General features: G+C 63.7%; 21 protein-coding genes. 6 read left to right on the plus strand and 15 right to left on the minus strand.

Features of this window, described 5'->3' with window-relative positions; translation table 11 throughout:
- Positions 1 to 4 precede the first annotated feature (4 nt).
- From EOC94_RS07855 to murA, 4 genes are all read right to left on the minus strand, one after another.
- On the minus strand, positions 5 to 1543 hold the full coding sequence (locus EOC94_RS07855) for an ABC transporter substrate-binding protein (RefSeq protein WP_127289565.1): 1539 nt from the start codon (positions 1541 to 1543) through the stop codon (positions 5 to 7).
- A gap of 113 nt (positions 1544 to 1656) precedes the next feature.
- Positions 1657 to 2580, minus strand: coding sequence for an N-acetylmuramic acid 6-phosphate etherase (gene murQ, locus EOC94_RS07860; RefSeq protein ID WP_127289567.1), 924 nt, complete (start codon positions 2578 to 2580; stop codon positions 1657 to 1659).
- A gap of 185 nt (positions 2581 to 2765) precedes the next feature.
- A complete protein-coding gene (locus EOC94_RS07865; RefSeq protein ID WP_127289569.1) occupies positions 2766 to 3656 on the minus strand; it encodes an N-acetylglucosamine kinase in 891 nt (296 codons plus the stop codon).
- Positions 3653 to 4909 (minus strand): UDP-N-acetylglucosamine 1-carboxyvinyltransferase, encoded by a 1257-nt coding sequence (murA, locus tag EOC94_RS07870; protein ID WP_127289571.1) that lies wholly within the window; start codon positions 4907 to 4909, stop codon positions 3653 to 3655. Before murA ends, EOC94_RS07865 begins: the two co-directional genes overlap by 4 nt.
- Positions 4910 to 5090: 181 nt before the next feature.
- On the opposite strand from murA, the gene EOC94_RS07875 reads away from it, so the two are divergent.
- Entirely contained in the window at positions 5091 to 5948 is an 858-nt protein-coding gene (locus EOC94_RS07875; protein WP_127289573.1) for a MurR/RpiR family transcriptional regulator, read from the plus strand.
- 39 nt (positions 5949 to 5987) lie between these two features.
- Here the strand turns inward: EOC94_RS07875 and EOC94_RS07880 are convergent, their stop codons facing one another.
- The 5 genes from EOC94_RS07880 to EOC94_RS07900 all read right to left on the minus strand — a co-directional run bounded on the left by EOC94_RS07880 (position 5988) and on the right by EOC94_RS07900 (position 10873).
- Positions 5988 to 6770 carry an ABC transporter permease gene (locus tag EOC94_RS07880; protein WP_095484012.1) on the minus strand — a complete coding sequence of 261 codons (783 nt, stop codon included), beginning with the start codon at positions 6768 to 6770 and terminating at the stop codon, positions 5988 to 5990.
- Positions 6767 to 7633, minus strand: coding sequence for an ABC transporter permease (locus tag EOC94_RS07885; protein WP_127289575.1), 867 nt, complete (start codon positions 7631 to 7633; stop codon positions 6767 to 6769). Before EOC94_RS07885 ends, EOC94_RS07880 begins: the two co-directional genes overlap by 4 nt.
- Entirely contained in the window at positions 7630 to 8691 is a 1062-nt protein-coding gene (locus EOC94_RS07890; protein WP_127289577.1) for an ABC transporter ATP-binding protein, read from the minus strand. The genes EOC94_RS07885 and EOC94_RS07890 overlap by 4 nt, the downstream gene beginning before the upstream one ends.
- A 94-nt stretch (positions 8692 to 8785) precedes the next feature.
- On the minus strand, positions 8786 to 9823 hold the full coding sequence (locus EOC94_RS07895) for an ABC transporter substrate-binding protein (protein ID WP_127289579.1): 1038 nt from the start codon (positions 9821 to 9823) through the stop codon (positions 8786 to 8788).
- Between the two features lie 66 nt (positions 9824 to 9889).
- Positions 9890 to 10873, minus strand: a complete 984-nt coding sequence (locus tag EOC94_RS07900) for a 2-oxoglutarate and iron-dependent oxygenase domain-containing protein (RefSeq protein WP_127289581.1) — start codon at positions 10871 to 10873, stop codon at positions 9890 to 9892.
- Here EOC94_RS07900 and EOC94_RS07905 point away from each other — a divergent pair.
- From EOC94_RS07905 to EOC94_RS07925, 5 genes are all read left to right on the plus strand, one after another.
- On the plus strand, positions 10872 to 11051 hold the full coding sequence (locus tag EOC94_RS07905; RefSeq protein ID WP_126103414.1) for a hypothetical protein: 180 nt from the start codon (positions 10872 to 10874) through the stop codon (positions 11049 to 11051). The genes EOC94_RS07900 and EOC94_RS07905 overlap by 2 nt on opposite strands.
- Before the next feature lie 44 nt (positions 11052 to 11095).
- Positions 11096 to 12256 (plus strand): carbohydrate kinase, encoded by a 1161-nt coding sequence (locus EOC94_RS07910; protein WP_245329780.1) that lies wholly within the window; start codon positions 11096 to 11098, stop codon positions 12254 to 12256.
- A 30-nt stretch (positions 12257 to 12286) separates the two neighbouring features.
- Positions 12287 to 13216 (plus strand): pseudouridine-5'-phosphate glycosidase, encoded by a 930-nt coding sequence (locus tag EOC94_RS07915; RefSeq protein ID WP_127289583.1) that lies wholly within the window; start codon positions 12287 to 12289, stop codon positions 13214 to 13216.
- A gap of 70 nt (positions 13217 to 13286) precedes the next feature.
- On the plus strand, positions 13287 to 14108 hold the full coding sequence (locus tag EOC94_RS07920) for an enoyl-CoA hydratase/isomerase family protein (RefSeq protein WP_127203660.1): 822 nt from the start codon (positions 13287 to 13289) through the stop codon (positions 14106 to 14108).
- A 3-nt stretch (positions 14109 to 14111) separates the two neighbouring features.
- Positions 14112 to 16238: an acetate--CoA ligase gene (locus tag EOC94_RS07925; RefSeq protein WP_127289585.1), complete on the plus strand. Its 2127-nt coding sequence runs from the start codon at positions 14112 to 14114 to the stop codon at positions 16236 to 16238.
- Here EOC94_RS07925 and EOC94_RS07930 read toward each other — a convergent pair whose 3' ends face one another.
- The 6 genes from EOC94_RS07930 to EOC94_RS07960 form a co-directional block, all read right to left on the minus strand.
- Positions 16239 to 19703, minus strand: coding sequence for an indolepyruvate ferredoxin oxidoreductase family protein (locus EOC94_RS07930; protein WP_127289587.1), 3465 nt, complete (start codon positions 19701 to 19703; stop codon positions 16239 to 16241).
- A gap of 30 nt (positions 19704 to 19733) precedes the next feature.
- Entirely contained in the window at positions 19734 to 21176 is a 1443-nt protein-coding gene (locus EOC94_RS07935) for an FAD-binding oxidoreductase (RefSeq protein WP_127289589.1), read from the minus strand.
- Between the two features lie 292 nt (positions 21177 to 21468).
- Positions 21469 to 22749 (minus strand): trehalase family glycosidase, encoded by a 1281-nt coding sequence (locus EOC94_RS07945; RefSeq protein WP_127289591.1) that lies wholly within the window; start codon positions 22747 to 22749, stop codon positions 21469 to 21471.
- 59 nt (positions 22750 to 22808) lie between these two features.
- Positions 22809 to 23849 carry an ABC transporter ATP-binding protein gene (locus EOC94_RS07950; RefSeq protein WP_127289593.1) on the minus strand — a complete coding sequence of 347 codons (1041 nt, stop codon included), beginning with the start codon at positions 23847 to 23849 and terminating at the stop codon, positions 22809 to 22811.
- Between the two features lie 21 nt (positions 23850 to 23870).
- Positions 23871 to 24713 carry a carbohydrate ABC transporter permease gene (locus EOC94_RS07955; RefSeq protein ID WP_126103406.1) on the minus strand — a complete coding sequence of 281 codons (843 nt, stop codon included), beginning with the start codon at positions 24711 to 24713 and terminating at the stop codon, positions 23871 to 23873.
- On the minus strand, positions 24710 to 25555 hold the full coding sequence (locus tag EOC94_RS07960; RefSeq protein ID WP_126103405.1) for a sugar ABC transporter permease: 846 nt from the start codon (positions 25553 to 25555) through the stop codon (positions 24710 to 24712). The genes EOC94_RS07955 and EOC94_RS07960 overlap by 4 nt, the downstream gene beginning before the upstream one ends.
- Positions 25556 to 25608 lie beyond the last annotated feature (53 nt).

Genomic DNA, 25608 nt, shown 5'->3' on the forward strand with positions numbered 1-25608 from the left:
ATGGTTACTGCTGGAGCGTTACCTTGGCGAGGCTGAACAGCGATCCTGTTGGCACGGGCACGAATCCCCCGACATTCTTCTGCTGGGCCGTATAGCTGTACGAGGTGTAGAGCCAGATCCAGGGCGACATCTCGGTGATATGCTTCTCGAAATCGCCAAAGATCACCTTGCGTGCCGCCGGGTCGGTCTCGGTGCGGCCCTTCTGCATCAGTCCGTCGAGCGTGTCGTCGATATAGTTCGCCACCTTCTGCAAGTTTCCGGCCTTGGTCCAGTAGCGATTGTACATCGTGTAGGGATCGGCCCTGCCGCCGTTCAAGGCGATGGCCATGTCGAAGTCGCCCTTCAGCCAGGTATCGACATAGACATTGAGCTCCATCATCTTGATGTCGAGCTTGACGCCGATTTCGGCGAGCTGCGACTGGATGACCTGGGCTTCGGCCGCCGCCGTCGGCGGCTCGCCGGTGGCGCCGATCACGCTCGCCGAAAAGCCGTCGGCATAGCCGGCCTCGGCCATCAGCTTCTTGGCCTTCTCGACGTCGCGTGTGTAGCAGAACAATTGGTTCGGATCGGTCGCCAGAGCAGGGATCGTCAGCGGACCGGTGATCTTGCCTTCGCCAAGCGAGGCGGTGTCCAGCACCTCCTGCCGGTCGATGGCGCAAGAGATGGCTTGACGCACCTTGAGCTCGGTCATCGGCTTGCGTGACGGATTGAGCTGCAGCACGTGATAGGCAAGAACCGGCACGCGGTTCAATTGCAGGCTGGCTTCCTTTGGAACCAGCGTGGCGACAAGCGGGTCGTTGAGCAGCGCGAAATCGACCTGCTTGGTGCGCAGCGCCGCCAGGATCGCCGTCTCGTCCGGAAGCACCGAGATGTCGATGCTGTCGACGCCGGTCGCGCCACCGGCCCAGTCCTTGTTGGCCACAAGCACTTCCTTGGAATTCGGATCCCATTTCTCGAGCTTGAACGGACCCGAGCCGATCGTCGTCGTGCCGATCGAGCCGGCGGCGATTTCGCTGGCAGGGACAATGGCTGCGTTGATGTCGCTCATCGCCGTCAGAATCGGAACATCCGGCTGCGACAGGTGAAACACGACGGTGGCCGAATCTGGCGTATCGATGCTGGCGATCGAAAGGAAGTTGGCGCGGGCGGCTGCACTTGTCTTCTCGTCGAGTATCCGTTCGAACGATGCCTTTACATCGGCCGACGTCACCGCCGCGCCGTTCTGGAATTTTGCTTTCGGATTGAGCTTGAAGGTCAGCTCCTTGCCTTCCGCCGAGAACTGCCAGGAATCGGCGATGGCCGGCGTGATCTGCAAACTTGCGTCGAGCCGCACCAGCGGTTCGTAGATCAGCTCCAGCAGCCGCAGTGACGAAAAGGCCGTCTGCTTGTGCGGATCAAGCCCCGTGGCGTCCTGCGCCCAGGCCATACGCAGCGTCGCCGCATCCGCCTGCGCCGGGACTGCCGCAATGCCGAGCATCGCCGCCAAGGCAATGCCAGGTAGCGTCATGCCGGAAAGCAGTTTCTTGGTAAGGTGCTGTACCATCGTCGTCTCCCATTATGATCGAACTCGATGCCTTGCAGTTCCCCGGACCGCTTCAAAGAGACACGCGTCCCCAGAATGTCGGCCCAGTCTGTCGGCCCAGTATCCATGCGGCTTCACACCGTCTTTTCGCCTATCGCCTTTCGCAGGAACCCTCCGGCAGCGCCAAGCGCCTCGCGCGCCTCTTCGACGCCCATGCCGGTGATCGTCACCAGTATCGCCAGCTTGACGTCATTGTCGGTCTGGTCGAGTGCTTGTCGTGCCTGTTGCGCCGCGCAACCGGTCGTCTGCATGACGATCCGGACGGCCCTGGCGACGAGCTTCTTGTTGCTAGGGTTAAGGTCCACCATCAGGTTCTGATAGCTCTTGCCGATGCGGATCATGCTGGCGGTCGTCAGCATGTTGAGGACGAGCTTTTGCGCCGTTCCCGACTTCAGCCGGGTCGAGCCGCTGAGAACCTCGGGGCCGACAAGCGGAGAGATGGCGATGTCGGCAAGGCCGGCGATGATCGACCTGGGATTGCAGGACAGCGCCACGGTCGTCGCGCCCACCTGCCTTGCATAGGTCAAGCCGCCGATGACATAGGGCGTTCGCCCGCTGACTGCGACACCGACCACCACATCGTCTGATGTGAGATTGATCTCCTGCAGGGCCTTCATGCCCTGCTTTGGATCATCCTCCGCGCCCTCGGCGGACCGCACCAGCGCGTCAGCGCCGCCTGCGATCAGGCCCACCACCATGCTCTCGGGCACGCCGAAGGTCGGCGGACACTCCGAAGCGTCGAGGACCCCCAGCCGGCCGCTCGTGCCGGCACCCATATAGACAAGCCGCGCACCTTTCTGGAACGCACCCACGATCCGGTCTACGGCGGCGGCGATTTCCGGGATGACCTTTTCGACGGCGGCCGGAACGCCTCTGTCCTCATCATTGATCTTGCGCAGGATATCGATGGTCGGCAGCAGGTCGATATCCATCGTCTTCGGGTTCCGATCCTCGGAAACCAACCGCTCCAGCTCCGACATCAACCCTTGTTCGCTCATCCGCTTGCTTTCAAAGTTCTTGCCATCGGCAATAAGTAATCTGATGCCGCGCCAAGCGTCGACCAGTGCCAGCGGTTGACATTGGCTTCGTGTCGGCTGTCCCGGTTTCTGCTTTGTTAACTTTCTAGAATTGAATATTCTCAGTGTCAACGGATGATGGAATATAATATTCCTATGTTGGAACGCTATCGCCCGCCAAGAGACTTTTTGGCTAGGATGATGGCCCCTGAAACCGCGTCGCCGTCGGCGGGTTTCAGACGCCGGCGGACGTCGGGAGCAAGCCACGGCTCGAGCGGGCTGGACAACCCTCCAAGCAACGTCACCCGTGGCGCGCCTTTTTCGAAAAGCACCCGCACGAAAGTATCGACCTGCTCGGCCGCACCTTGCACGATGCGCCGTCCGACCGGATCTCCCTGGTCGGCGTGGCGGATCACCATGGGTGCGAAAGCCGCATAGTCGGTCGCTGTGGCGCGGTCCATCCAAGCGACCGCCTCGATCGGGTCGTCCTTGAAGCGCTGCATGACTTCGCTCAGCAATGCCGTCCGCTCGTGTCTTCCGTCATGGGCGCGCAAGGCGAGCTGCACGGCCTTCAGTCCAAGATCGGCGCCGCTGCCTTCGTCGGAAATCGGAAAACCATAGCCGCCGACGCGCAGCTCGCGCCCGTCGACAAAACCGATGCCGATCGAGCCGGTGCCGGCGATGACGATGGCGCCGTCCTGGCCCGAATGCGCGCCAAGGCAGGCGCCGACGCCGTCGCTGACGAAGTCGATGCTGGCAAAGGGATGTGCGATCGCCCGAAACGCCTCCAGCGCGCCCTTGCGGCCGATGCCGGCGAGACCAATTCCTGCCCGGATCCGGGCGCTCTCCGCCGCCCCGAAACCCGCCTCCTCGATCGCCGCGCCAAACGCTTTGGCGACGGAGGCCCAGGCCGCGTCGAAGCCGAGCCGCGTTGTTGCCGGTCCGGCCAAGCCTTGCCCCAGCACCGTTCCCGCCTCGTCTTCGATGCGGGCGCGGCAGCCGGTTCCGCCGCCATCGACGCCAAGGAAATAATGCGGAGACGCCGCGCTGGCACTCATCCGCTTATCCGCTCGATCCGGGCGCCGCATAGGCGGAGCTTGCGGTCCAGCTGCTCATAGCCACGGTCGAGGTGGTAGACGCGGTTGATGACTGTCTCGCCTTCGCAGACCAGCGCCGCCAGCACCAGCGAGACGGAAGCGCGCAGATCGGTGGCCATCACCTGCGCGCCTTTCAGCTTCTCGCCTCCGCGCACCAGCGCCATGGTCCCTTGCAGCTTGATGTTGGCGCCGAGCCGCATCAGCTCGGGCACATGCATGAAGCGGTTCTCGAAGATCGTCTCGCGCAACAGCGACGCGCCGTCGGCACAGCACATCAGCGCCATGAACTGCGCCTGGAGATCGGTCGGAAAGCCAGGATAGGGTTCCGTCGTCACGTCGACCGCCCTCAGAGGTCCGTCCCTCGACACGATCAGTCCGCGATCGCCGGGCCAGACCTTCACGCCGGTGGCCTCGAGCAGTTGCACCACCGATGCCATGTGCTCGAGCCGCGCATGGGTCAGCTCGAGCTGGCCACCGGTGATGGCCGCGGCAATAGCGTAGGTGCCGGCCTCGATCCGGTCCGGGATGATGTCGTGCGTGGCAGCACGCCAATTGCTGCTGCCCTCGATCAGGATGCGGTGCGTGCCCGCACCTTCGATCCGGGCGCCCATGGCGTTCAGGCAGGCGGCGAGGTCCGCCACCTCCGGTTCGCGCGCCGCATTGAGGATTTCGGTCTCGCCCTTCGCCGCGGTCGCGGCCATCATCGCGGTCTCCGTCGCTCCGACCGACGGCGAGCTCAAAACGATGCGCGCGCCTCTCAACCCGCCCGGCGCCGACGCAACGATCAGCCCGTTCTCGATGGCAATGTCGGCGCCAAGGGCGGCGAGCGCCGCGACATGCATGTCGACCGGCCGTGCGCCGATCGCGCATCCGCCGGGCAGCGAAACCCTGGCATGCCCGAAGCGGGCAAGCAGCGGGCCGAGAACAAGCACCGTCGCGCGCATGCGCCTGACCGTGTCGTAGGACGTCTCCTTCGAGAGGGCAGCACTTGTATCGATGGTGGCGGCATGGGCTGATCTGGTGATCTCGGCGCCGTGCAGCCTCACCACGCCAAGCATATTTTCCACATCGGTCACGTCGGGCAGGTTCGTCAGCTCCAGCGGATAGGGGCTGAGCAGCGCTGCCGCTATCTGTGGCAGAGCCGCGTTCTTCGCGCCGGAGATGGTCACCGCGCCTAGCAGCCGCTGTCCGCCGACGATCCGCAATTTGTCCATGGCTCTGGAACCTGACCTGATATGTGTACGAGCTTACGCGCTCGCAGGCGATCTTTCATGCCCGAGTCTGGGCCGGTCGCATCGACTTCGAGAGTCGATGGATCATTCCTGGCTGTCAATCGTGTCCGGAATAATTTATTCCTTGGCTTGGCATTGCCTGCAACTGGCGACAAGGGAACGCATGTCCGTCCTGAAGAAGATCGAGGCCAAGCTCGAAACCATGGCGCCCGGTGATCGCCAGATCGGGCAATTCATCATCGACAACCCGGACCAGATGCTGCGCCTGTCGACGGCGGCTCTCGCGGCCGAGATCGGCCGCAGCCAGTCGAGCGTCGTCAAGTTCAGCCAGAAGCTGGGCTATGTCAGCTATCAGGAACTCAAGCTCGCCGTCAGCGAGGCCAAGGCGCAGGAATGGCAAGTGCCGGCTGGAGTGATCCACGGCTCGATCGAGGTTGGCGACAGCTTCCAGATCATCCTGAAGAAGCTGACCGGCAGCAAGCTTCTGTCGATGCAGCAGACCGTCGCCGCCAACAGCGAGCGGATCATTTCCAGGGCGCTGGAAATGCTGGACCGCGCGCGTCGCATTCATCTGGTCGGTGTCGGTGCCTCCTCGCTGGTGGCGCGCGATTTCTCCTACAAGCTGATGAAGCTCGGCCGTAATGTGCTGCACGACAGCGACAGCCATGTGCAGATGGCCAATGTCTCGACGCTCGGACCCGGCGACGTGCTGTTCGCGCTCTCCTATTCCGGTGCCAGCATCGAAACCTTGCGGATGGCCGAACTTGCCCGCAAGCGCGGCACGACGGTGATCGCCGTCACCGGCCTGCATGACAATCCGTTGAGCCGCGTCGCCGACATCCGTCTCTACACTATCGCCGACGAAGAGCGTGCACGTTCCTCGTCCATCACCGCACGCGATGCGCAGCTGACACTGACGGACTTGCTGTTCATCCTGCTCGTGCAAAAGCAGCCGGACGCCAATGAATATGTCCACAACAGCGAAGTGGCCGTCTCGGTGCTGAAAGCAGAGCGATCATAGCGCTGCCGGTGTGTTGCAGATGATAAGCGAAGCATCAGTTCAGAAGCGATGGATGCGCAGCCCCAGCACTTTCTCCGAGACGATCACCACCACCAGCGTCAGCACGATCGATACGGTCGAGACGGCTGCGGCTTCCGGCGTGAAGTTGGTGCGCAGATAGTCGAACAGCTGGATCGGCAGTGTCGACGTCCCGATCCCCTTAAGCATGAACGAGATGGTGAAAGTATCGAAGGAGATGATGAAGGCGAACAGCGCGCCGCCGATGACGCCGGGCTTGATCAGCGGCAGCATGATGCGGCGGAAGCGGGTCAAGCGGTCGGCGCCCAGCGAACGCGCCGCCATGTCCCAGGACGGGTCGAAGCTTTCCAGCGAGGCCGAGACGTTGATGAAGACGAAGGGCAGCGTGATCAGCACATGGCCGGCGACCATGCCGATCATGGTCGTGGTGCCGATGCCGATCGCATAGACGAAGAACAGCAGTGCGATCGCCGTCAGCACTTCCGGCAGCAGCAGCGGCGCCAGCATGGCGACGCGCACCGTCTCCTTCCAGCGGCCGGCATGCTGGACGTAGTAGAGCGCGGCCATGGTGCCGATGGTTCCGGAAATGACGGTGGCAACCGCCGCCACCCACAGCGAGGTTCGGATCGCGCGCATGAACACGTCGTTGTGGAAGAACGTCACATACCAGCGCAGCGACAGGCCCTGCGGCGGGAACGTCAGGAAATTGCCGGCATTGAAGGAAGCGCCGACCACGACCAGGATGGGCGCCAGCAGAAACGCGTAGACCAGCAGGCAGTAGAGCGTGAGCACCGGCCGCTTCATGGTCGCGCCACCTTCCATTTCATGCGCGTCAGCCGCGCGAAGATGACGACGCAGAGCGCGCCGGTGACGGACAGCATGAGCGCCAGCGCCGAGCCCCATGGCCACTGGAACGTATCAATCAGCGCATCGACGACGGTGACGGCCATGGTCTTGACCCTGAGGCCGCCGATCAGCGACGGCGTCACATAGGCGCTGAGCGACAAAACGAAGACGAGGATACAGCCGGCCTGGATGCCTGGCGTGCACAGCGGCAGGACGATGCGGCGGAAGGCAGTGAAGCGCGACGCACCGAGCGAACGCGCCGCCGATTCCAGCGACGGATCGACGCCCTGGATCCCCGCCATGATCGGCAGGATCATGAAGGGCAGGAAGACATGGACCAGCGCGATGACGATGCCGAGCGCATTGTACATCAGCGGCAAGGGGCGATCGATGAGGCCCATGCCAGTCAGCGTGCGGTTGATGAGGCCGGCATTGCCCAAAAGAATCGTCCAGCCATAGGAGCGGATGACGATGCCGACCAGCAGCGGCGACAGCACCAGCCCGTAGGCCAGTGCGCGAAAGCGCATGGTGCCGCGCGCCAATTGCCAGGCGACGGGAAAGCCGACGACAAGGCAGATCGCGGTGGTGAGCAGGCCGATCCACAGCGTGTTGGCGACCTGGTGCAGGTAGAAACTGTCGGCGAAGAACTTGGTGTAATTGCCTGTCGTGAAGCCCGGGCCGTAAGGCGTGCCTTGCCCCGGCATGCGAAAGCTCATCACCACGATGTTGAGGTAGGGCAGGATGAGAAAGATGCCCAGCAGCATCGCCGCCGGCGCGATCAGGACCAGCGGTCTAAGGCCCTTGCGGCGCGCCGCCCTCATTTTGCTGCCCCGAGCAGCCAGAACCCATCCGCCGGCGCGTGCACGCTGACGTGGTCGCCTTCGGCAATCCGAATGTTCGGAAAGGTCTGGACGTGCAGCATCTCTCCGGAATCGAGGGCGACGCGGTAATCGATGATGCTGCCGGAATAGTAGCGCGCCGTAACCTTGCCTTGCGCTCCGCCCTGGCCAGCGGGTTTGAGCTCGATCGCCTCCGGGCGAAGCGACAGCATGACCGCGGCTCCCGGAGTGTGGTCCGCGCGGCTGTCGACGGCGACGTCACCAAAGACGGACGCGACGCGGCTCTTGCCGGGTCCGGCCGCCCCGGTGATCGTGCCCTTGACCAGGTTCACCTGGCCGACAAACTGCGCCACTTCGAGGTTTTCGGGACGCTCATAGATGTCGGACGGCGCGCCGATCTGGGCAATGCGGCCGCCGAACATGACCACGACCCGGTCCGACATGGTCATCGCCTCGGCCTGGTCATGCGTGACATAGACGGTGGTGATGCCGACACGCCGTTGCAGGTCGCGGATGAAGACGCGCATTTCCTCGCGCAGCTTGGCGTCGAGATTGGCGAGCGGCTCGTCGAGCAGCAGGATCTTCGGCTCGATGACCAGTGCCCGCGCCAGCGCCACGCGCTGCTGCTGGCCGCCGGAAAGCTGGTTTGGATAGCGCTCGGAATATCCGCCGAGCTGCACCATATCGAGCACCTTGGCGATGCGGCTGCGCATTTCGGGCTTGGCGATCTTGCGCATCTCCAGCCCGAAAGCGAGGTTCTGGTCCACCGTCATATGCGGAAACAGCGCATAGTTCTGGAACACCATGCCGATGTCGCGTTTTTCGGCCGGCACGTTGATGACGTCCTTGCCGTCGAAGCGGATGGCGCCTTCGCTCGCTTCCTCGAAGCCGGCGATCATCTTCAGCGTCGTCGTCTTGCCGCAGCCTGAGGGACCGAGCAGCGAAATGAACTCGCCATCGGCGATGCGGATCGAGATGCCGTCGACCGCGCGTGCGCTGCCGAAGGTCTTGGTCAGCCGCTCGATGCTAACCTCGGTCATGAATGCTCCACTTCACAGGCGATCGACCGCCACCGCAGGTGCGGCGCGGCTGGCGGGAGGCGCGCCCCGAAAGCGAGACGCGCCATCTCGATCTTTAAAGGATCGTCTTGGCCCAGCGCTCGGCCAGCTCGCCCTGCTTCTCGTTGACGAAATCCCAGTCCCAGGTGAGGATCTTGGTCATTGCCTCGCCCGAGACCGGCACATCCGCCTTGAGGTCGTCCGGAATGATCACCTTCGAGTTGGTCGGCGACACGAAGAATTCCTTCGCCATCAGCATCTGGATTTCCGGTGACAGCAGGAAGTCAGCATATTGATAGGCCAGCTCCTTTTCCGGTCCATTGGCCAGGATCGAGACCGTCTGGTCGAACATGAACATGCCTTCCTCGGGAACGACGCATTCGACCGGCAGGCCCTGCTTGCGCAGCCGCGCGATCTCGCCGAAATCGAACGGTGCGACGACGATTTCGCCTGAGGACAAAGCCGTGGAAAGATTGAAATCGACCTGGATCACCTGGCCGAGCTTGGCGAGGGCGTCAAAGCCGGCATCGACATCGTACTGGTCCTTGCCGAAGATCTTCGAAGCCAGCAGCAGCTCCATCTTGCCGGCGCTGTTGGCGAAATTGTAGAGGCCGATCCTGCCCTTGAACTCCTCGTTGCTCCACAGGTCCTTCCAGGCCTTGGGCGGCGTCTGAACCAGATCGGTGCGGTAGCCGATGCCGATCGGCGAAATGGCGCCGGTGGCGCCGAAACCGTCGGCGATCTTGGCCAGCGGATAGAGGTCGTTGTAATTCGGCAGCTTGGCCAGATCGAGTTTTTCGAAGAAGCCCTCCTTGCGCAGGCCGGACGCGAACACCTCATTGGTCATGATGATAGAGTAGGGCGGCTTGTCGACGCCGGCGGCACGCAAATTGGCGCCGAAGACGCGGCCATTGCCGACATCGAGCGTCACCTTGGCGCCGGAGGCCTTCTCGAAGGCCGGTGCGATGGTCGAGCGCCAGAACTGTTCCCAGACGCCGCCGAGCGTCGGCACGATCAGCGTCTTTTCCTGGGCGATGGCAGGCATCCCAATGAGCCCGGCGGCGCCGAGCGCGCCCATTCCGGCAAGCGTCTGTCGTCTGGTCAGTTTCGTCATCACAATTCCCCTTGTTGATTTTTTTGAATCAATTCGTTCTTTGGGACGGCCGAAGCCCTCCATCGTTCAGCGGCCGAAAGCCTGTCTGGTCTTCAGCTCGATATAGTCTCCATAGGTGATCGGCTCATACTTGGCCTGCTTGCCGTCGGTGCAGAACGGCTCCAGGCAGGAGATCAGCGTCTCCTTGCTGGGATTGACGAAGAAAGGGATCGACTGACGGCGCGAACTGCCTTTCCTGTTGCGCGGCGGATTGGCGACGCGGTGCGGCGTCGAGACCCATTCGTCATTGCTCCAGCGCATGAAGGCGTCGGCGATGTTGACGACATAGGCGCCGTCGATCGACGGCGCATCGAGCCAGCGGCCGTCGCGGGTCTGCACCTGCAAGCCGCCGGACGAGGCTTCCGAACGCAGGATGGTCATGAAGCCGTAATCGCTGTGAACGCCGGCGCGAAGCTGGCCGGGCAGGGGATCCACGTCCTGCTCTGGATAGTTGATGACCCGGAGCGCCGACAGATGGTTCTCGAAGGCCGGCTCGAAATAGTCGGGCTCGAGGCCGATCGCCTGGCAGAAGATGCGGCGTAAATGTCTCGCCAGCGTCTCCATCTCTAAAAAGTAATCGCGAAAGGCGCTCTCGATACCTTCGGGCTGGTCCGGCCAGGTGTCGCCATTGAGGCGCAGGCCGAAATTCAGGCTTTCCTTGTAGTCGCCGGGTGTCTTGATGCCCTTGGTGGCAGCCAGCGCCTCGTCGGCGATCGGCGAGAACGCGACGCCGCCGTTCAGGCCGGTTCCGCGCCCATGGCTGCGCTTGTAGTCCTCGGGAAGATCGAAGAAGGCGCGCGCCAGATTATAGAGCCGCATCGTCCTCTCGGGCGACACGCCATGGCCGGTGACCAGAAAGAAGCCGGTGGTCCGGCAGGCGGTCTCGATAGCCCTAACGACAGCGCCGGCGCCGGCCTCGCTGCGAATGAAAGGCCCGACATCGACGACGGGAATTCCCTGATCTGTTGCTTCGGCTTGATCTGTTGCTTCGACTTGAGGCGCAGGCTGCATGATCGCGATCACCTTCCTGTTGGAAATGTCAAACGCAGAAGGCGAAAACCAGGCATGGCCGCTTCAGGGTGTTGAAGCAGTGAAAGCGGGCAGGGCGGATGATCTCGCATGCGCATCGCTGTGCCTTCTCTTGTGCCTTGTCCCCGCTTCGAGAGAAGCCGGGGAAACGCCGGTTTGATGGACGTTATAGCTACAAACGAATGTTGACAAGATCATCTGTTGTTGTCCATATCGAAAATGTTCAGCTACGAATTGGACGGGCCGGGTGAGACTATGGACGACCTTGGAGCACAGGAACAAGCGGTTCTGGACCTCATCGCGGCGAACCCGTTCGCCGGCCAGCAGGACATAGCGACCGCGCTCGGCATTGCCCGTTCGACCGTCGCGGCCCACATCGTGCAGCTCGTCAACAAGGGCTACATTCTCGGCCGCGGCTATGTGTTGCCGGCTTCCAAGCGCATGATCTGCATCGGCGGCGCGGTCCTGGACCGCAAGTACCACGCCAAGAAGGATCTGATCTTCGAGACGTCGAACCCGGTCGACGGCTATCGCAGCTTCGGCGGGGTCGCCCGCAACGTCGCCGAGAACCTTGTCCGCCTCGGCGTCGACGTCAGCTTCGTCTCGATTGTCGGCGATGACGAGACCGGCCGCTCGCTGGTGCGGCATCTGCGCGATCTCGGCGCCGACGTCAGCCAGGTGATCACCACAACGGAGCGGCCGACGGCCGAATACGCGGCCATCCTCGATCTTAACAACGATCTCGTGCTCGGCATCGCCGACATGGAGATTTTCGATCTGTTTTCACCATCCTATCTCGATCGCTTCTGGCCGCATCTGGCTTCGGCGACTTGGGTGTTCATCGACTGCAACCTGCCGGCCGCGACGATCGCAGCGCTGATGTCACGCAAGCAGGGCGCGCGTTTCAAGCTCGCCGTCGACACGGTGTCGTCGCCGAAATCGGCACGCCTGCCGAAGGACCTGACCGGCATCGACCTGTTGTTCACCAATCACGACGAGGCCAACACCATGCTTGGCATCACCGATGCCGACAAGCGGCTGAAGCCGAAAGACGCTGCGGCGGCCTTGCGCGCGGCAGGTGCTGCCGAGGTCATCGTGACCATGGGCGCGCATGGATTTGCTGTGGCGACCGAGAGCGGCGTGGCGACGATGCGCTCCGTGCCAGCGCGGGCCGTCGACATCACCGGCGCCGGCGATGCGATGATTGCCGGCACCATGTACAAGGTGCTTTCGGGCGATCCCGTGCCCCACGCAGCGCGCACCGGCGCGCTGCTCGCCACGCTGACCACCGAGAGTGAATCCAGCGTTCATCCCGATCTGTCGCCGCGCTTCCTCACCGCCGGCATGTACCGCATTCCCGCTTGAAAGCGAGACGACCCTGAAAGCGAGACGACGATGAAAACTTCCCTCCTTCACCTGAACGACGAAGTCGCGGCAGCACTCCGGGAAGGCCGCGCAGTGGTGGCGCTGGAATCGACTATCATCACCCACGGCATGCCCTATCCGGCCAACCTGGAGACCGCGCGCGGTGTTGAAACCGTGGTGCGCGAGAACGGTGCTGTGCCCGCCACGATCGCGGTGGTTGCGGGCAAGATCAAGGTCGGGCTCGACGACACTGAGTTGGAAAAGCTGGCAGCGGCAAAAGACGTGGTCAAGGCATCCGGGCGCGACCTCGCGGCAATCATGGTGGGCGGCGGATCGGCCGGCACCACGGTCTCGGCGACGATGCGGATCGCTGCATTGGCAGGCATCGGCATTTTCGCGACGGGCGGCGTCGGCGGCGTGCATCGCGGCGCCGAGGCCACTTTCGATATCTCGGCCGACCTGACCGAACTCGGGCAGACCGGCACGACCGTCGTCTGCGCCGGCGTGAAATCGATCCTCGATATGGCAAAAACGCTGGAATATCTGGAGACCCAGCGCGTGCCGGTGATCGCCTATCAGAGCGATGATTTTCCGGCCTTCTATACGCGCTCCAGCGGACTGAAAGCCGATCATCGCCTCGACACGCCGGAGGAGATTGCTGGGGCCATGCTGCTGCACGAGCAGATCGGCTCGGGCACCGGCATCCTCGTTGCCAATCCAATTCCGGAAGTGGATGCGCTCGATCCGGCCTTCATCGACGGCACGATCGCTGCGGCTGTGGCGGAAGCCGAACAACGCGGCATCGGACGCAAGGAATTGACGCCGTTCCTGCTCGCCCGCATCAACGAGCTTTCGCAAGGCCGCAGCCTGAAGGCCAATATCGCGCTGGTCCGCAACAACGCCGAGCTCGCCGCTCGCATCGCCGTGGCGCATGCGCGGCTGAAGCGCATGGCCGCGTAGACAAGGTCAACTCTCAGCCCGGCTTCACCGACCTCCGATTTCCGACTGCCGAAAATACCAGGAGAACCGCATGAGCGAGCAGGCCACCTACGAGACGATCCTTTACGAGAAGGACGCGACCGACAAGTTCGCGACGATCACCATCAATCGTCCCGACAAGCTCAATGCGATGAACAAGACGGTGATCCGCGAGATCGACAAGGCACTCGCCGCCGCCGTTGCCGATCCTGATATCAACGCGCTGGTGATCACCGGCGCCGGCCGTGCCTTCTCCTCCGGCTACGATCTGCAGGGCGGCGACTTCGATGTCGACATCGATTTCTGGCGCGAGGACATGGGCGAGAACGCTGAAGCGCTGCTCAACATCTGGCGCGCGCCGATCCCGGTCATCGCGTCGGTCAACGGCTATGCGCTGGCCGGTGCGCTGGAACTGATGATGTGCTGCGACCTGGCGATCGCCGCCGACAATGCGAAATTCGGCGAGCCTGAGGTGCGCCACAATTCCGGGCCGCCGGCGCTGATGATGCCTTGGCTGCTCGCCACGCGCGACGTGCGTTGGCTGATGTATACGGGCGACCTTGTCGACGCCGAGGAGGCGCTGCGCATGCATCTGATCAACCGGATCGTGCCGGCCGATCAGTTGAAGGAAAAGACGGAAAACCTCGCCCGCAAGCTGGCGCGCATGCCGGTTCCGGCGCTGAAGTTCACCAAGGCGTCGATCAACAACCAGCAGATGGTGGCCGGGCTGCTGCCGTCCTTCCAATACAATATCGAGGCGATCGCAGCACTGCATGTCACCAAGCAAGGCCGTGAATGGATGGCCAACCTCGCCAAGATGAGCCTCAAGGAATATCTCGCTTTCCGTGACGGTCCGTTCAAGGGCCTCGACTGAGCCGTGACCGGCCTCGCCGCTTCGCATGAGGCGATGCGGGCGCTGATGGCGCCGCGTTCGGTCGCCGTCATCGGTGCTACGGAACGGGCTGACGCGTCGTCGAGCTACGTCATGCGCAATTTGATGGCGTTCGGATTCTCCGGCACCATCATCCCCGTGCATCCGAAGGCCGAAAAGGTGTTCGGCATTCCGGCCATTCCGTCGCTCGACCGGCTCGATGCGCCGGCGGACGTGGCGGTGATTGGCATCGGCTCGGCTCACGTTCTGAGTTCGCTTGAAGAAGCCGGCAAGGCCGGCGTCAAGGCGGCTGTCGTGCTTGCCAGCGGCTTTGCCGAAACCGACGACGAGGGCAAAGCGCGCCAGCAGGCGCTGGTCGGGATCGCGCGAAAATACGGCATGGCGATTTGCGGGCCGAACTGCCTCGGCCTGTTCAATCTGCAAAGCGGTGCGGCTCTTTACTCCTCGACGCTGTCGCCCAATCTCAGGAAAGGCCAGCTCGCCATCCTGTCGCATTCCGGTGCCAGCGCCATAGCGCTCGCCAACACCGGACGCTTCGGCTTGAGCCACATCATATCGTCGGGTAATAGCGCGGCGACCGATCTTCCCAACTTTCTTTCTTATCTCGCCGACGATGAGGCGACGCGCGTCATCGGACTTGTCGTGGAAGCGATCCGCGATCCCGCCGCCTTCACCTCGGCGATGCAGGCGGTGCATGCCGCCGGAAAGCAAGTGATTGCCCTGCGCGCCGGCAAGTCCAGCAAAGGCGCAGAAGCCGCCGCCGCGCATACCGGTTCGCTCGCCGCCGCCAACGAGGCCTATGAAGCCTTCTTCCGGCGGACCGGCGTGATCGAGGTCGCCGACATGGACGAGTTCGTCGAGACCGCCGCGCTCTGCCTGTCGCTGAAGGCCAGGCCAACGCGCGGGGGCGTCGCGGTCGTTGGGGTCAGCGGTGGCGGTGTCGCCCATGTCTCCGACATCGCCGACCAGGTCGGCATCGACCTCCCGGAGTTTTCACAACACACCATCGCGCGGCTGAAGGCCTTGCTGCCGCCCTTCGCCACGCCGCAGAACCCGGTCGACACCACGGGCGTGGTTTTCGCCGATGGCGCGATCTATCGCCGCGTGCTCGACATCTTGGCGCAGGATCCCGCCGTCGGCCTGATCGTCGCCGCGCAAGACGCGCCTGTCGGCCTCGGTGCCGGCGGCGCTGCCGAATATGTCGGCATTGCCGACGCCGTTGCCGCTTACGCAAAGGATGCGACCGTTCCCGTCATCTTCATGAGCAATCTCTCCTCCGGACACCATCCCGTGGTCCGGGACGGGCTTGCCGGCGTGCCGGTGCTCAACGGCACACGTGCTGCGCTGCGTGCCGTGCGGCGGCTGCTGGACGCGACCGGCGCCACGATACCGAACGCCCCGGCGATCGAACCGGCTGGCGAAAACGATCCGTGGGCAAAGCGTCTTGCTGCCGGCAAGAAGCTGACCGAGCGGGAGGCCAAGCAGTTGCTGGCCGAGAACGGTCTGAGAGTGACGCGCGAGCGTCAGGCGGTAACGGCGCAAGAGGCAGGCGAGGCTGCAGAGGCGATCGGCTTTCCGATCGTGCTGAAAATCGAATCGCCTGACATTCTCCACAAGACCGAAGCCGGCGGCGTGCAGCTCGGCATAGGCAGTGCAGCCGAAGCTGCCGAAGCCTTCACGGCGATCATGCAAAATGCCGGGGCCTACGCACCGGATGCGGAACTGCGTGGCGTGGTGGTGCAGGAAATGGCCGGGCGCGGCGTCGAAGTGCTGGTCGGCCTCATCCGGCACGAGCCGTTCGGCCTCGGTATCGTCGTCGGCATCGGCGGCGTTCTTGTCGAGCTGGTCAAGGACGCCGCATTCGATCTGCTGCCGATCGATTGCAAGTCGGCCGAGGCGCTGATCGATCGGACACGACTAGGCCCTCTGCTCGAGGGCTATCGCGGTGCGCCGCAAGCCGACAGGCAAGCGCTGGTCGAGACGATCTTGGCGCTGTCAGATTTCGCCGGTCGCTATGGACACCTGATCGAGGCCGTCGACCTCAATCCGGTCGTGGTGTTCGAGAAGGGGGTCTGCGTTCTCGATGCGCTGGTGATTCCGAGAGCGGAATAGTCACGCCGCCGTCTCCAACCGGCTTTCCCTGCCCAATTTTGCCAGCAGCGCTTTCTTCTTTGTCTCGAAACGTTCGACCGCCGCCATCTTGACGTGGCCGAAGCCGCGCACCTCTTCCGGCAGCCGGGCAAGCTCGGTCGCCACGGCATGATTGCACGGCGTCAGCCGCGCCGAAAGGCCTGAGATCAGCCCTTCATAGTCGGCAACCATGCGCCGTTCCATCCGCCGCTCCTGCGTGCGTCCAAACGGATCGAAGCGCGTTCCGCGCAAACCCTTCAGCCATGCCAGCATGGCGAAGACCGGGTTGATCCAGGTGCCGAAAGCGATCTTGCCGGGATGGCCGGTGCGTGGGTCGATGCGCGAAATCATTGGCGGCGCGAGATGATGCCTGATCCTGAAATCGCCCTCGAACTGCTCGGCCAGTTTTTTCCTGAAGGATTGATCGCGATGTAGCCGCGCCACCTCATATTCATCCTTGTAGGCCATCAGCTTGAAGGCCCCGACCGCCACGGCTTTGGCAAAATCCTCGGAGCCGGCTGAGGTCCCGGCTTCGGCCGCGCGGGCAGTCTCCACCAGCTTGCGGTAGCGGTTTGCGTAGGCAGCATTCTGGTAATCGGTCAGGAATGCCATCCGGCGCGCAACCATGGCGTCGAGCGTCTCTGGCTTCGTCGCCTCGGCGCTGCCTGTCTGCGCCGTATTCAGCACCGCCGCAAGGTCGATCGCCGCGCGGCGGCCCCAGTCAAAGGCGGCGCGGTTCATGGCTACGCCCGCGCCGTTCATCTCGATCGCTCTGTCGATTGATGTCAGGCTGATCGGCACCAGTCCGCGCTGCCAGGCATTGCCGAGCAGGAACATGTTGGCGGCAATGGCGTCGCCCATCAGCGCCAGGCCAAGCTTCGTCGCCGAAACCAGCGTAACCGCCTCCTCGCCGGCTGCCCGGCGCATTTGCTTCAGCGTCGCTTCCTGGCGGAAGTCGATCGCGGTGTTCTGCACGAAGGAGGCGGTCGGCGCGAAATGATCGTCGAGCACGGCTCTTGTGCGGCCATGCGCAAAGGTCGAGAGCGATGTCGCGGACGCAGAGACGACGATGTCGAAGCCAAGCACCAGATCGGCCTCGCCTGGGCCGATCCTGACCGTGTTGAGCAAGTCGGGGTCGCGCGCCAGCCTGATATGCGAGATCACCGCGCCATTCTTCTGCGCCAGCCCGGTCTGGTCGAGCGTCAGCAGGCCGAGCCCGTCGAGATGCGCCGCTTGGGACAGGATGGCGCTGACCGTGATGACGCCGGTGCCGCCAATGCCGGCCAGCAGCATGTTGTAGGGGCGGTCGAGCGCCGCCAGAGCCGGAATTGGCAATTGATCGGAACCAGCCGTCACCGCACGCGCCTTCGGCTTGCGGATCGTGCCGCCTTCCACCGTCACGAAGCTCGGGCAAAAGCCCTTGATGCAGGACAGGTCGGTGTTGCAGCTCGACTGGTTGATCCTCCGCTTGCGGCCGAACTCGGTCTCCTCGGGCTCGATCGAAATGCAGTTGGAAACGGCGGAACAATCGCCGCAGCCTTCGCAGACCAGCTCGTTGATGAAGGCCCGTTTTGGCGAGACCGGATAGGCGCCGCGCTTGCGGCGGCGGCGCTTTTCGGCGGCGCAGACCTGGTCGAAGACCAACACCGTAACACCCTCGATGTCGCGCAGCGCGCGCTGCGCGGCGTCGAGCTCGTCGCGATGGTGAATAGTCACGGACCGCGGCAGGACACCCGCCCATGCTTCGGGTTTTTCGGACACGACGACCACGCGCTTTGCCCCCTCGGCCAGCGTCTGCTCGACGATGGAGGGCACGGAAACCTCGCCGTCATGGCGCTGGCCGCCTGTCATGGCGACCGCGTCATTGTAGAGGATCTTGTAGGTGGCGCTGACCTTGGCGGCGATCGCCGCGCGAATGGCCAGCAGTCCGGAATGGAAATAGGTGCCGTCGCCCATATTGACGAAAATGTGCTTCTCGTCGGTGAAGGGTGACAGGCCGATCCATGAGCCCCCTTCGCCGCCCATCTGGGTGAAGGTGGAGGTTTCGCGCTCCATGCCGATGACCATCATGTGGCAGCCGATGCCGGTAGAGGCGCGGCTGCCATCGGGCACCACCGTGGAGATCGAGTGTGGGCAGCCGGAGCAGAAATAGGGATCGCGCTTGAGCGCGATCACCTCGCCGGGTCCTGACGCCGCGACGGCCTCGATTGTCTTCAGATGCAGGCCAAGCTCCGCGTCCGGCGCGCCGAGCCGCGAGACGATGGCGCGGGCGACCGAAACGGCGCTGATCTCGCCGATGGAAGGCAGCAGCGGCGCGCCGCGCTCGTCCATCTTGCCGAAGACGCGCGGGCGATCCGGTGCGTTGAACAGCAGCGCCTTGATCTGGTCCTCGAGCACCGGCCGCTTCTCCTCGACGACGAGGATTTCCTCCAGCCCTTGCGAAAAGGCCTTTAGCCCCTCCGGCTCGAGCGGCCAGACCATGCCGACCTTGTACAGCCGGATGCCGAGTTCGGCCGCGCGCCGCTCGTCGATCCCGAGCGCCGACAGCGCGCCAAGCAGATCGAGCCATGACTTGCCGGTCGAGACGATGCCGAGCCGCGCCTTGCCGCTGCCATGCACGATGCGGTCGATGCCGTTGGCACGGGCAAAGGCATGCACCGCCGCCATCTTGTGCTCGATGCGGCGCTCCATCGCATGCGGGCCATCCGGCCAGCGCAGCGACAGGCCGTCGGCGGGGAGTGGCAGCTCTGGTGTAACGATACCAAGCCGCGCCGGATCGACGTCGACGGTCGCCGTGCATTCGACGATCTCGGTCTGGCACTTGAAGCCGATCCAGGCGCCGGAATAACGGCTCATCGCCCAGCCGAGCAGGCCGTAGTCGATATATTCGCCGACGCCACCCGGCGACAGCAGCGGCACCATGGCCGAGATCAGATTGTGCTCGCTCTGGTGCGGCAGCGTTGACGAGACGGCGCCGTGATCGTCGCCGACCAGCAGCAGCACGCCGCCATGTCGGTTGGTGCCGACGGCGTTGGCATGACGGATGACGTCCATGGTCCGGTCGACACCGGGACCCTTGCCGTACCACATGGAAAACACGCCATCATAGCGCGAACCCGCGAACACGCCGGTCTGCTGCGTGCCCCAGACGGCGGTCGCGGCCATGTCCTCGTTGAGGCCGGGATGGAAGACGACGTGGTTTGCCCTGAGATATTTGCCGGCGCGCTGCATCTCGCGGTCGAAACCGGCCAGCGGCGAGCCGCGATAGCCCGAGACATAGCCGGCCGTGTTGAGGCCGGCGGCAAGGTCACGCTGGCGCTGGACAAGCGGCAGCCGCACCAGCGCCTGCGTGCCCGAGACCAGGATGCGGCCGCGTTCGAGCGCATAGCGATCGTCGAGGCTGGCCGGAACCGCATTCGCCGGTCTGGCTTTCTGAGCGGCCGTCATCGGAGCACTCCGTCGTGCGATATTTTGTATCTACGCATCGTGCTTTCCGAAAATCGATTCCGATTTTCGGGCCGATGCGGTATCCGCTGGCGCGAGATCGAAGACCCGCCCGGCATTGAGGATATTGTTAGGGTCGAACGCCGCTTTCAAGCGCCGCATGGCCGCGATCTCGGCGTCGCTGCGCGCCAGGTGCAGCCACTGCTTCTTGTCGAGGCCGATGCCGTGCTCGGCCGAGACACCGCCGCCGGCGGCAGCGACGCCACGATAGACGATGTCATACGTCGCAGCCGGATCCACGGTGCGAACCTGATAGTGCAGATTGCCATCACCGAGATGACCGAAGACATAGATGTCGGCGATGGGGTCGACAGCCCGGATCGCGGCTTCCGCATCCTGCAGGAAAGCCCCCATCCTGGCCAGCGGTATGCTGATGTCGACCCCGATCAGGCCTTTCATCGAAAACAGAAAACGATTGGCGTCCTCTCGCACCGCCCAGAGCGCGCGGAATTCGCGCGGCGACTGCGAGACGACCACGTCATCGATGACGCCGTCCTCGATCGCATGCATCAGCACGGCGGCAAAACGGTCGCCGTCGCGATCGGGCTCGTTGCCCTGTATCTCGGCGAGCATATAGACGGGCGAGCCGACCGGCAGCGGCGCCGGCGCGTCCATGCCGGCGACCATGGCGCCGTAGAGCGGCGCGAAATTGACCTCATAGGCCGAGAGCAACGGTCCGAGCTTCTGCCTGAGCAGCCCGAGCAGCGCGATCGCCGCATCCAGCGAGGCGAGCGCGCAGAAGGCATTGACCTCGGTGGCCGGCTTTGGGTGCAGCCGCAGGCAGGCGCGCGTGATGACGCCGAGCGTGCCTTCGCTGCCGATGAAGAGCTGGTTGAGGTCATAGCCGGAATTATCCTTGGGCAAGCCCTTGAGCGAGGTCAGGACGCTGCCGTCGGCAAGCACGGCCTCGAGGCCGAGCACCTGCGCGCGGTACATGCCGTAGCGCAGCACGCGGATGCCGCCGGCATTGGTGGCGACATTACCGCCGACCGTGGCCGTGCCGCGCGCGCCGATGTCGACGCCGAACAGCAAGCCGGCCGCGTCGGCCGCTTCCTGCACCATTTGCAGCGGCGCGCCGGCCCCGGCGATGATCGTCGCCGCTTCGCGGTCGGGCGCCTCGATCGCCGTCATGCGCTCCAGCGACAGCACCGCTTCGCCGGGCTGAATGCGCGCCGCACCGGCAAGCCCGGTCCGGCCGCCCTGGACGACAAGCCGCTGCCCGACCTCATTGCACAGGCGCAGAATGTCGGACACTTCGCCGGCCGTGCGCGGACGCAGGACGATCGCCGGCGGGGCGCCGTCCTTGCCGTCCGGGTCTTCCTGATAGCGCGGTCCGGCCTCTTCGGCCGAGACAATCGCGGATCTGTCCAGCCGCTTTTCCAGCCGCGACAGAAGCTCGGCAATTCTCTGGGGCATGAGGCTCAAGGAAACGAATGACCCGGACGCTTCGATGCGGCCGGGAGAGTTGTGGATGAAGGCCGCGAAAGCGACGGCAGCCGATTTCTGTCGTCCGGCAAACGAGCGGAAAACCCGCCAAAAATACAGCCGGTTGTTTTCGCCATGCGTCGCTCCTGTAACAGGTCGACCATAGGCGCGGCCTGCTATTTGTCAAACCTATGGGGGCCGCAATGCAGGTCGGCGACAACATCCGCTCGACCATTCTGGACGGCACGCTGAAATGGGGTCTTTGGCAAGAACCCCATTTAACTCATCTCTCACTCTTCAGGAACTCGATCACCATTGCCGCCGTCCAGGTGAAACGGCCGCCGCCGAGCGGTTCGCCGCTGAGCGGGTCGTAATATTCGGCAAAGCCGCTCTCGGCGATCAGGTCGACGCTCGACCGCGTGATCCGCTGCGCAACCTGCGTGTGGCCAGAGGCGGCAAGGCCGTCGGCGATCATGTAGTTGACCACCAGCCAGACCGGCCCGCGCCAATAGCGCTTGGCGTCGAAGCGCGGATCATCGAGGTCGTGCGACGGGACGATATAGCGTGCCTTGCCGGCGATACGCTCGATGGTGGCGGCGATTGCAGCGATACGGGGTTTCGGGATGGCCGAGAAGACCGGCAGGATGCCGCCCACCGAAGCGCTGTCGACGAGCTTTCCGATGACGCGGTCGAGGCAGAGATATTGGCCGTGCGCATCGCTCCACAGCCGCTCCATCGCCAAAAGCCCTTTTTCGGCGCGGGCGCGATTGGCTTTTGCGATCTCCATTTCGCCAAGCGTCTCGGCGAGATCGGCAAGGTCGGCCGCTGAGCGGATCAGGATGGCGTTGAAGCCGGGATCGACGATCTGGAAGGGTGAGGCATCGTGCAGCTTTGCATTGTCCCAGCCAAGTGCGCGAAAATGCTGCAGCAGCCAAAGGTAGCGGTCATATTGCGCCTTGGTCGGCCGGTGCGCCGGGTCGGCATGCAGGGTGTCGCGGCGTGTGTAGGCCTCGACGCCTTCGGTCGGCACCCGCTCGAAGGCGTCGTCCCAGTCGATCGAGTTGTCGCGGCCGGACTCCCATGGATGAATGATTGCGACCAATCCTTCGCCCCTTGGATCGCGGTTTTCGTAGAACCAGCGATGCCAGGCGTCGATTTTCGGCAGCAGCGCGCGGGCGCGCTCGGCCGCCAGTTTCTTATCCTTGGCCCGGTCGAACAGACGGCGCACGGCAAAGCCCGCCACCGCCGGCTGGGTGATGCCGGAGGTGGCAGTCGGGCGGTTGGTCCTCCAGACCTCCGGCCCGGGGAAATAGCTGTCGTTCAGGACATGGAAGACGATATGCGGCACCATGCCATCCGGCCATTGATGGGCGAACAGCGTCTCGATCTCGGTCCAGGCGCGCGCCTCGTCATAGTGGGCAAGACCGAGCGCAGTCAGGCAGGAATCCCAGTTCCACTGGAACGGATAGAGGCCCTTGGTCGGGATGGTGTAGTCGCCGTGGTCGTTTTCCCTGAGCACCTCGACGGCACGGGCGATGGTTTCGTTGACGGCAAGAGAGATCATTGAAGCGTTCGTACTTTCGGGATTGAAGGGCGTTGGCAGATTGAAGGGCGTTGGCGGGATCAAAGGGCGTTGGTGGTTTCAGGGTCGAACCAGCGGATGCGATCGGCTTTGGGCGCAAGTCGCAGGTGGTCGCCGACGGCGATCGCGGCGCTCGATTCGAGGATGGCGCGAAACAGCCCACCCTCGACATCGCAGGTGACCAGCGTGTGCGGACCGAGCGGCTCGACGACGCGCACGGTGGCATGCAGCCCCTCGTCACCTGCGTCGACATCTTCGGGGCGAATGGCGAATTCAATTTTGTGCTTGTCCGATTTCGGGCCGGGCAGCGTCAGGCCGGCGACGGTCCAGCTTCCGTTCGCAGTCTTCGTCGCGGGGATGAAATTCATCGGCGGATTGCCGATGAAGGAGCCGACGAAGCGCGCGGCCGGGTTGCGATAGACCTCGACCGGCGAGGCGGCCTGGACGATACGGCCCTGATGCATGACGGCGATGCGGTCGGCGAGGCTCATCGCCTCGACCTGATCGTGAGTGACATAGATGGTGGTGGTCTTCGATGCAGCGAGCACGCCCTTGAGCTCGGCGCGCATTTCGAGCCGGAGCAGCGCGTCGAGGTTGGACAGCGGCTCGTCCATCAGGATGACGTCGGGCTCCATGGCGAGAGCGCGCGCCACCGCTACACGCTGGCGCTGGCCGCCGGAAAGCTGGCCCGAATAGCGTTTCAGCAATTGCTCGATATGCATGAGCTCGGCGGTGCGGGTGACGCGGCGCTCGACCTCTTGCTGCGGCAATTTCTTCATGCGCAAACCGAAAGCGATGTTCTCGAATACGGTCAGATGCGGGAAGACCGCATAGTTCTGGAACACCATGGCGATGCCGCGGTCGCGCGGCGGCAGATGGTCGACACGACGGCCGCCAATCCAGACCTCACCCTGGCTCGGCGTTTCCAATCCGGCGACGATCCTGAGCAATGTCGTCTTGCCGCAGCCCGAGGCGCCGAGCAGGACCATGAATTCCTGGTCGGCGATGATGAGGTCGATCGAATGCAGCGCGGTGAAGCCGCCGAAGCGTCTGGCCACTTGTTTTATAGCGATCTCAGCCATCGGCTTTCTCCCTCTCGCGCGTCATCGGTTGGCGATCCCCCACATGGCGAACAAGTATTTGCGGACGGCGAAGATGAAGATCAGCGCCGGGATGACCAGTGCCGCCCCACCGGCGAATTTGAGATAGAGCGGCGACTCGCCGAGGCTCTGCAGCAGGAAAGCGGTCAGCGTCCGGTTCTCTATGGTGAGCACGGCGGCGGCAAACACCTCGTTCCAGGAGATGGTGAAGGCAAAGACCGCCGAGGCCGCGATGCCGGGCAGTGCCAGCGGCAGGATGACTTTGCGAAAAGCCTGTAGGCGAGTGCAGCCGAGCGTCCAAGCCGCTTCCTCGAGCTCTACCGGAATGCCTGAGAACAGTGAAAAGGTGATCAGCACCGCGAAGGGCAGCGCCAGCGTGGTGTGGACCAGCGCCAGCCCGATGGCGGTGTCGTCGAGGCCGGTGCGGATGAACATCACCGCAAGTGGCAGCGCCAGCAGCGGCAGCGGAAAGGCGCGGGTCATCAGCACCAGGAAACGGAACGTGCCCTTGCCCGGAAAATCGAAGCGCGACAGCGCGTAGCCGGCGGGCGCGCCGAAGCCGATCGAGAGGATCATCGTCAGCGTGGCGACGAGGACCGAGTTCCACAGCGCCCTGCCGACGCCGGCGAAATTGATGAAGAAAGACAGGCTGCCGAAATCGAAGGAAGGGAAGAAGCGTTTCGGAAAGGCAGTGACCTCTTCCGGCGACGACAAGGCGTTGACTATCAGAAGATAGATCGGCAGCAGCACCCAGACGGAGAGCAGGATGACGGTGGCGACCAGCAGCCAGTTGCCGGCCTTACGGGCCGCGGGCGCGGCGATTGGCATCTCTGCGACGGCGCTCATATGCGTGCTTCCTTCGGCACGCGCAGCACTCGCAGGAAGAACAGCGTGAGCCCGACTGAGATGGCGAGGATGAGCAGCGCGAAAGCGGCGGCAACGTTGCGGTCCTGCAACGAGAATTGCCAGTTGTAGGTCTCACCCATCAGCACCGGAAAATTGGTGCCGCCGAGCGCCGCCACCACGGCGAAAACCTCGAAGGCGAGGATGACACGCAGGATGATCGCCGTCTGCAGGCTGGGACGCAGCAAGGGGAGCGTGATCTTGACGAAGCGCTTCCACGGGCTCGCGCCAAAGACCTCGGCTGCCTCGTGATATTCCCGCGGGATGAGCCCCATGCCAGCGACCAGGATGACCATCATGATTGCGGTCGCGCGCCAGATCTCGGCCAGCACCACGGCGACGAAGATGGTCAGCTTGCTCTGGTAGCCGAGAAACATGACAGGCCTGTCGACGAGGCCAAGGTTCGACAGCAGCGTGTTGAGGAAGCCCGACTGGTCGAAGATGGCCAGCCAGATCAGCCCGGCGGCGAGATCGGAGATGCCGAGCGGAATGGCGAAGATGTAGAGCGCCGCGCCCCGCCCGGTTTCGAGCCTGGACACCACCGTGGCCATCAACAGCGCCATGACCAGCTGGATCGGTACGACGATAGCTGCGAGCAGGATTGTGTTCCAGAATGCGACCGGGAATTTCCAGTTGCCGGTCATGGTGCGAAAATTGTCCAGCGTGAAGCCGCCATCGCGGGTGAAAGCCTCAAAGGCGACCAGCGCGAACGGGTAGAGGAAGAAGACGCACAGAAACAGCGTCGCCGGCATCAGCAGCAGATAGGGCAGGGCCTTGCCGTGCATGGTGTGTTCTCGGTGCGGCGTATGAAAGGGTGGGCGCCCGGAGCGCAACAGGT

Origin of the sequence: Mesorhizobium sp. M6A.T.Ce.TU.016.01.1.1 (assembly GCF_003997065.1) — a bacterium.
GTDB classification, from domain to species: Bacteria; Pseudomonadota; Alphaproteobacteria; order Rhizobiales; family Rhizobiaceae; genus Mesorhizobium; species Mesorhizobium mediterraneum.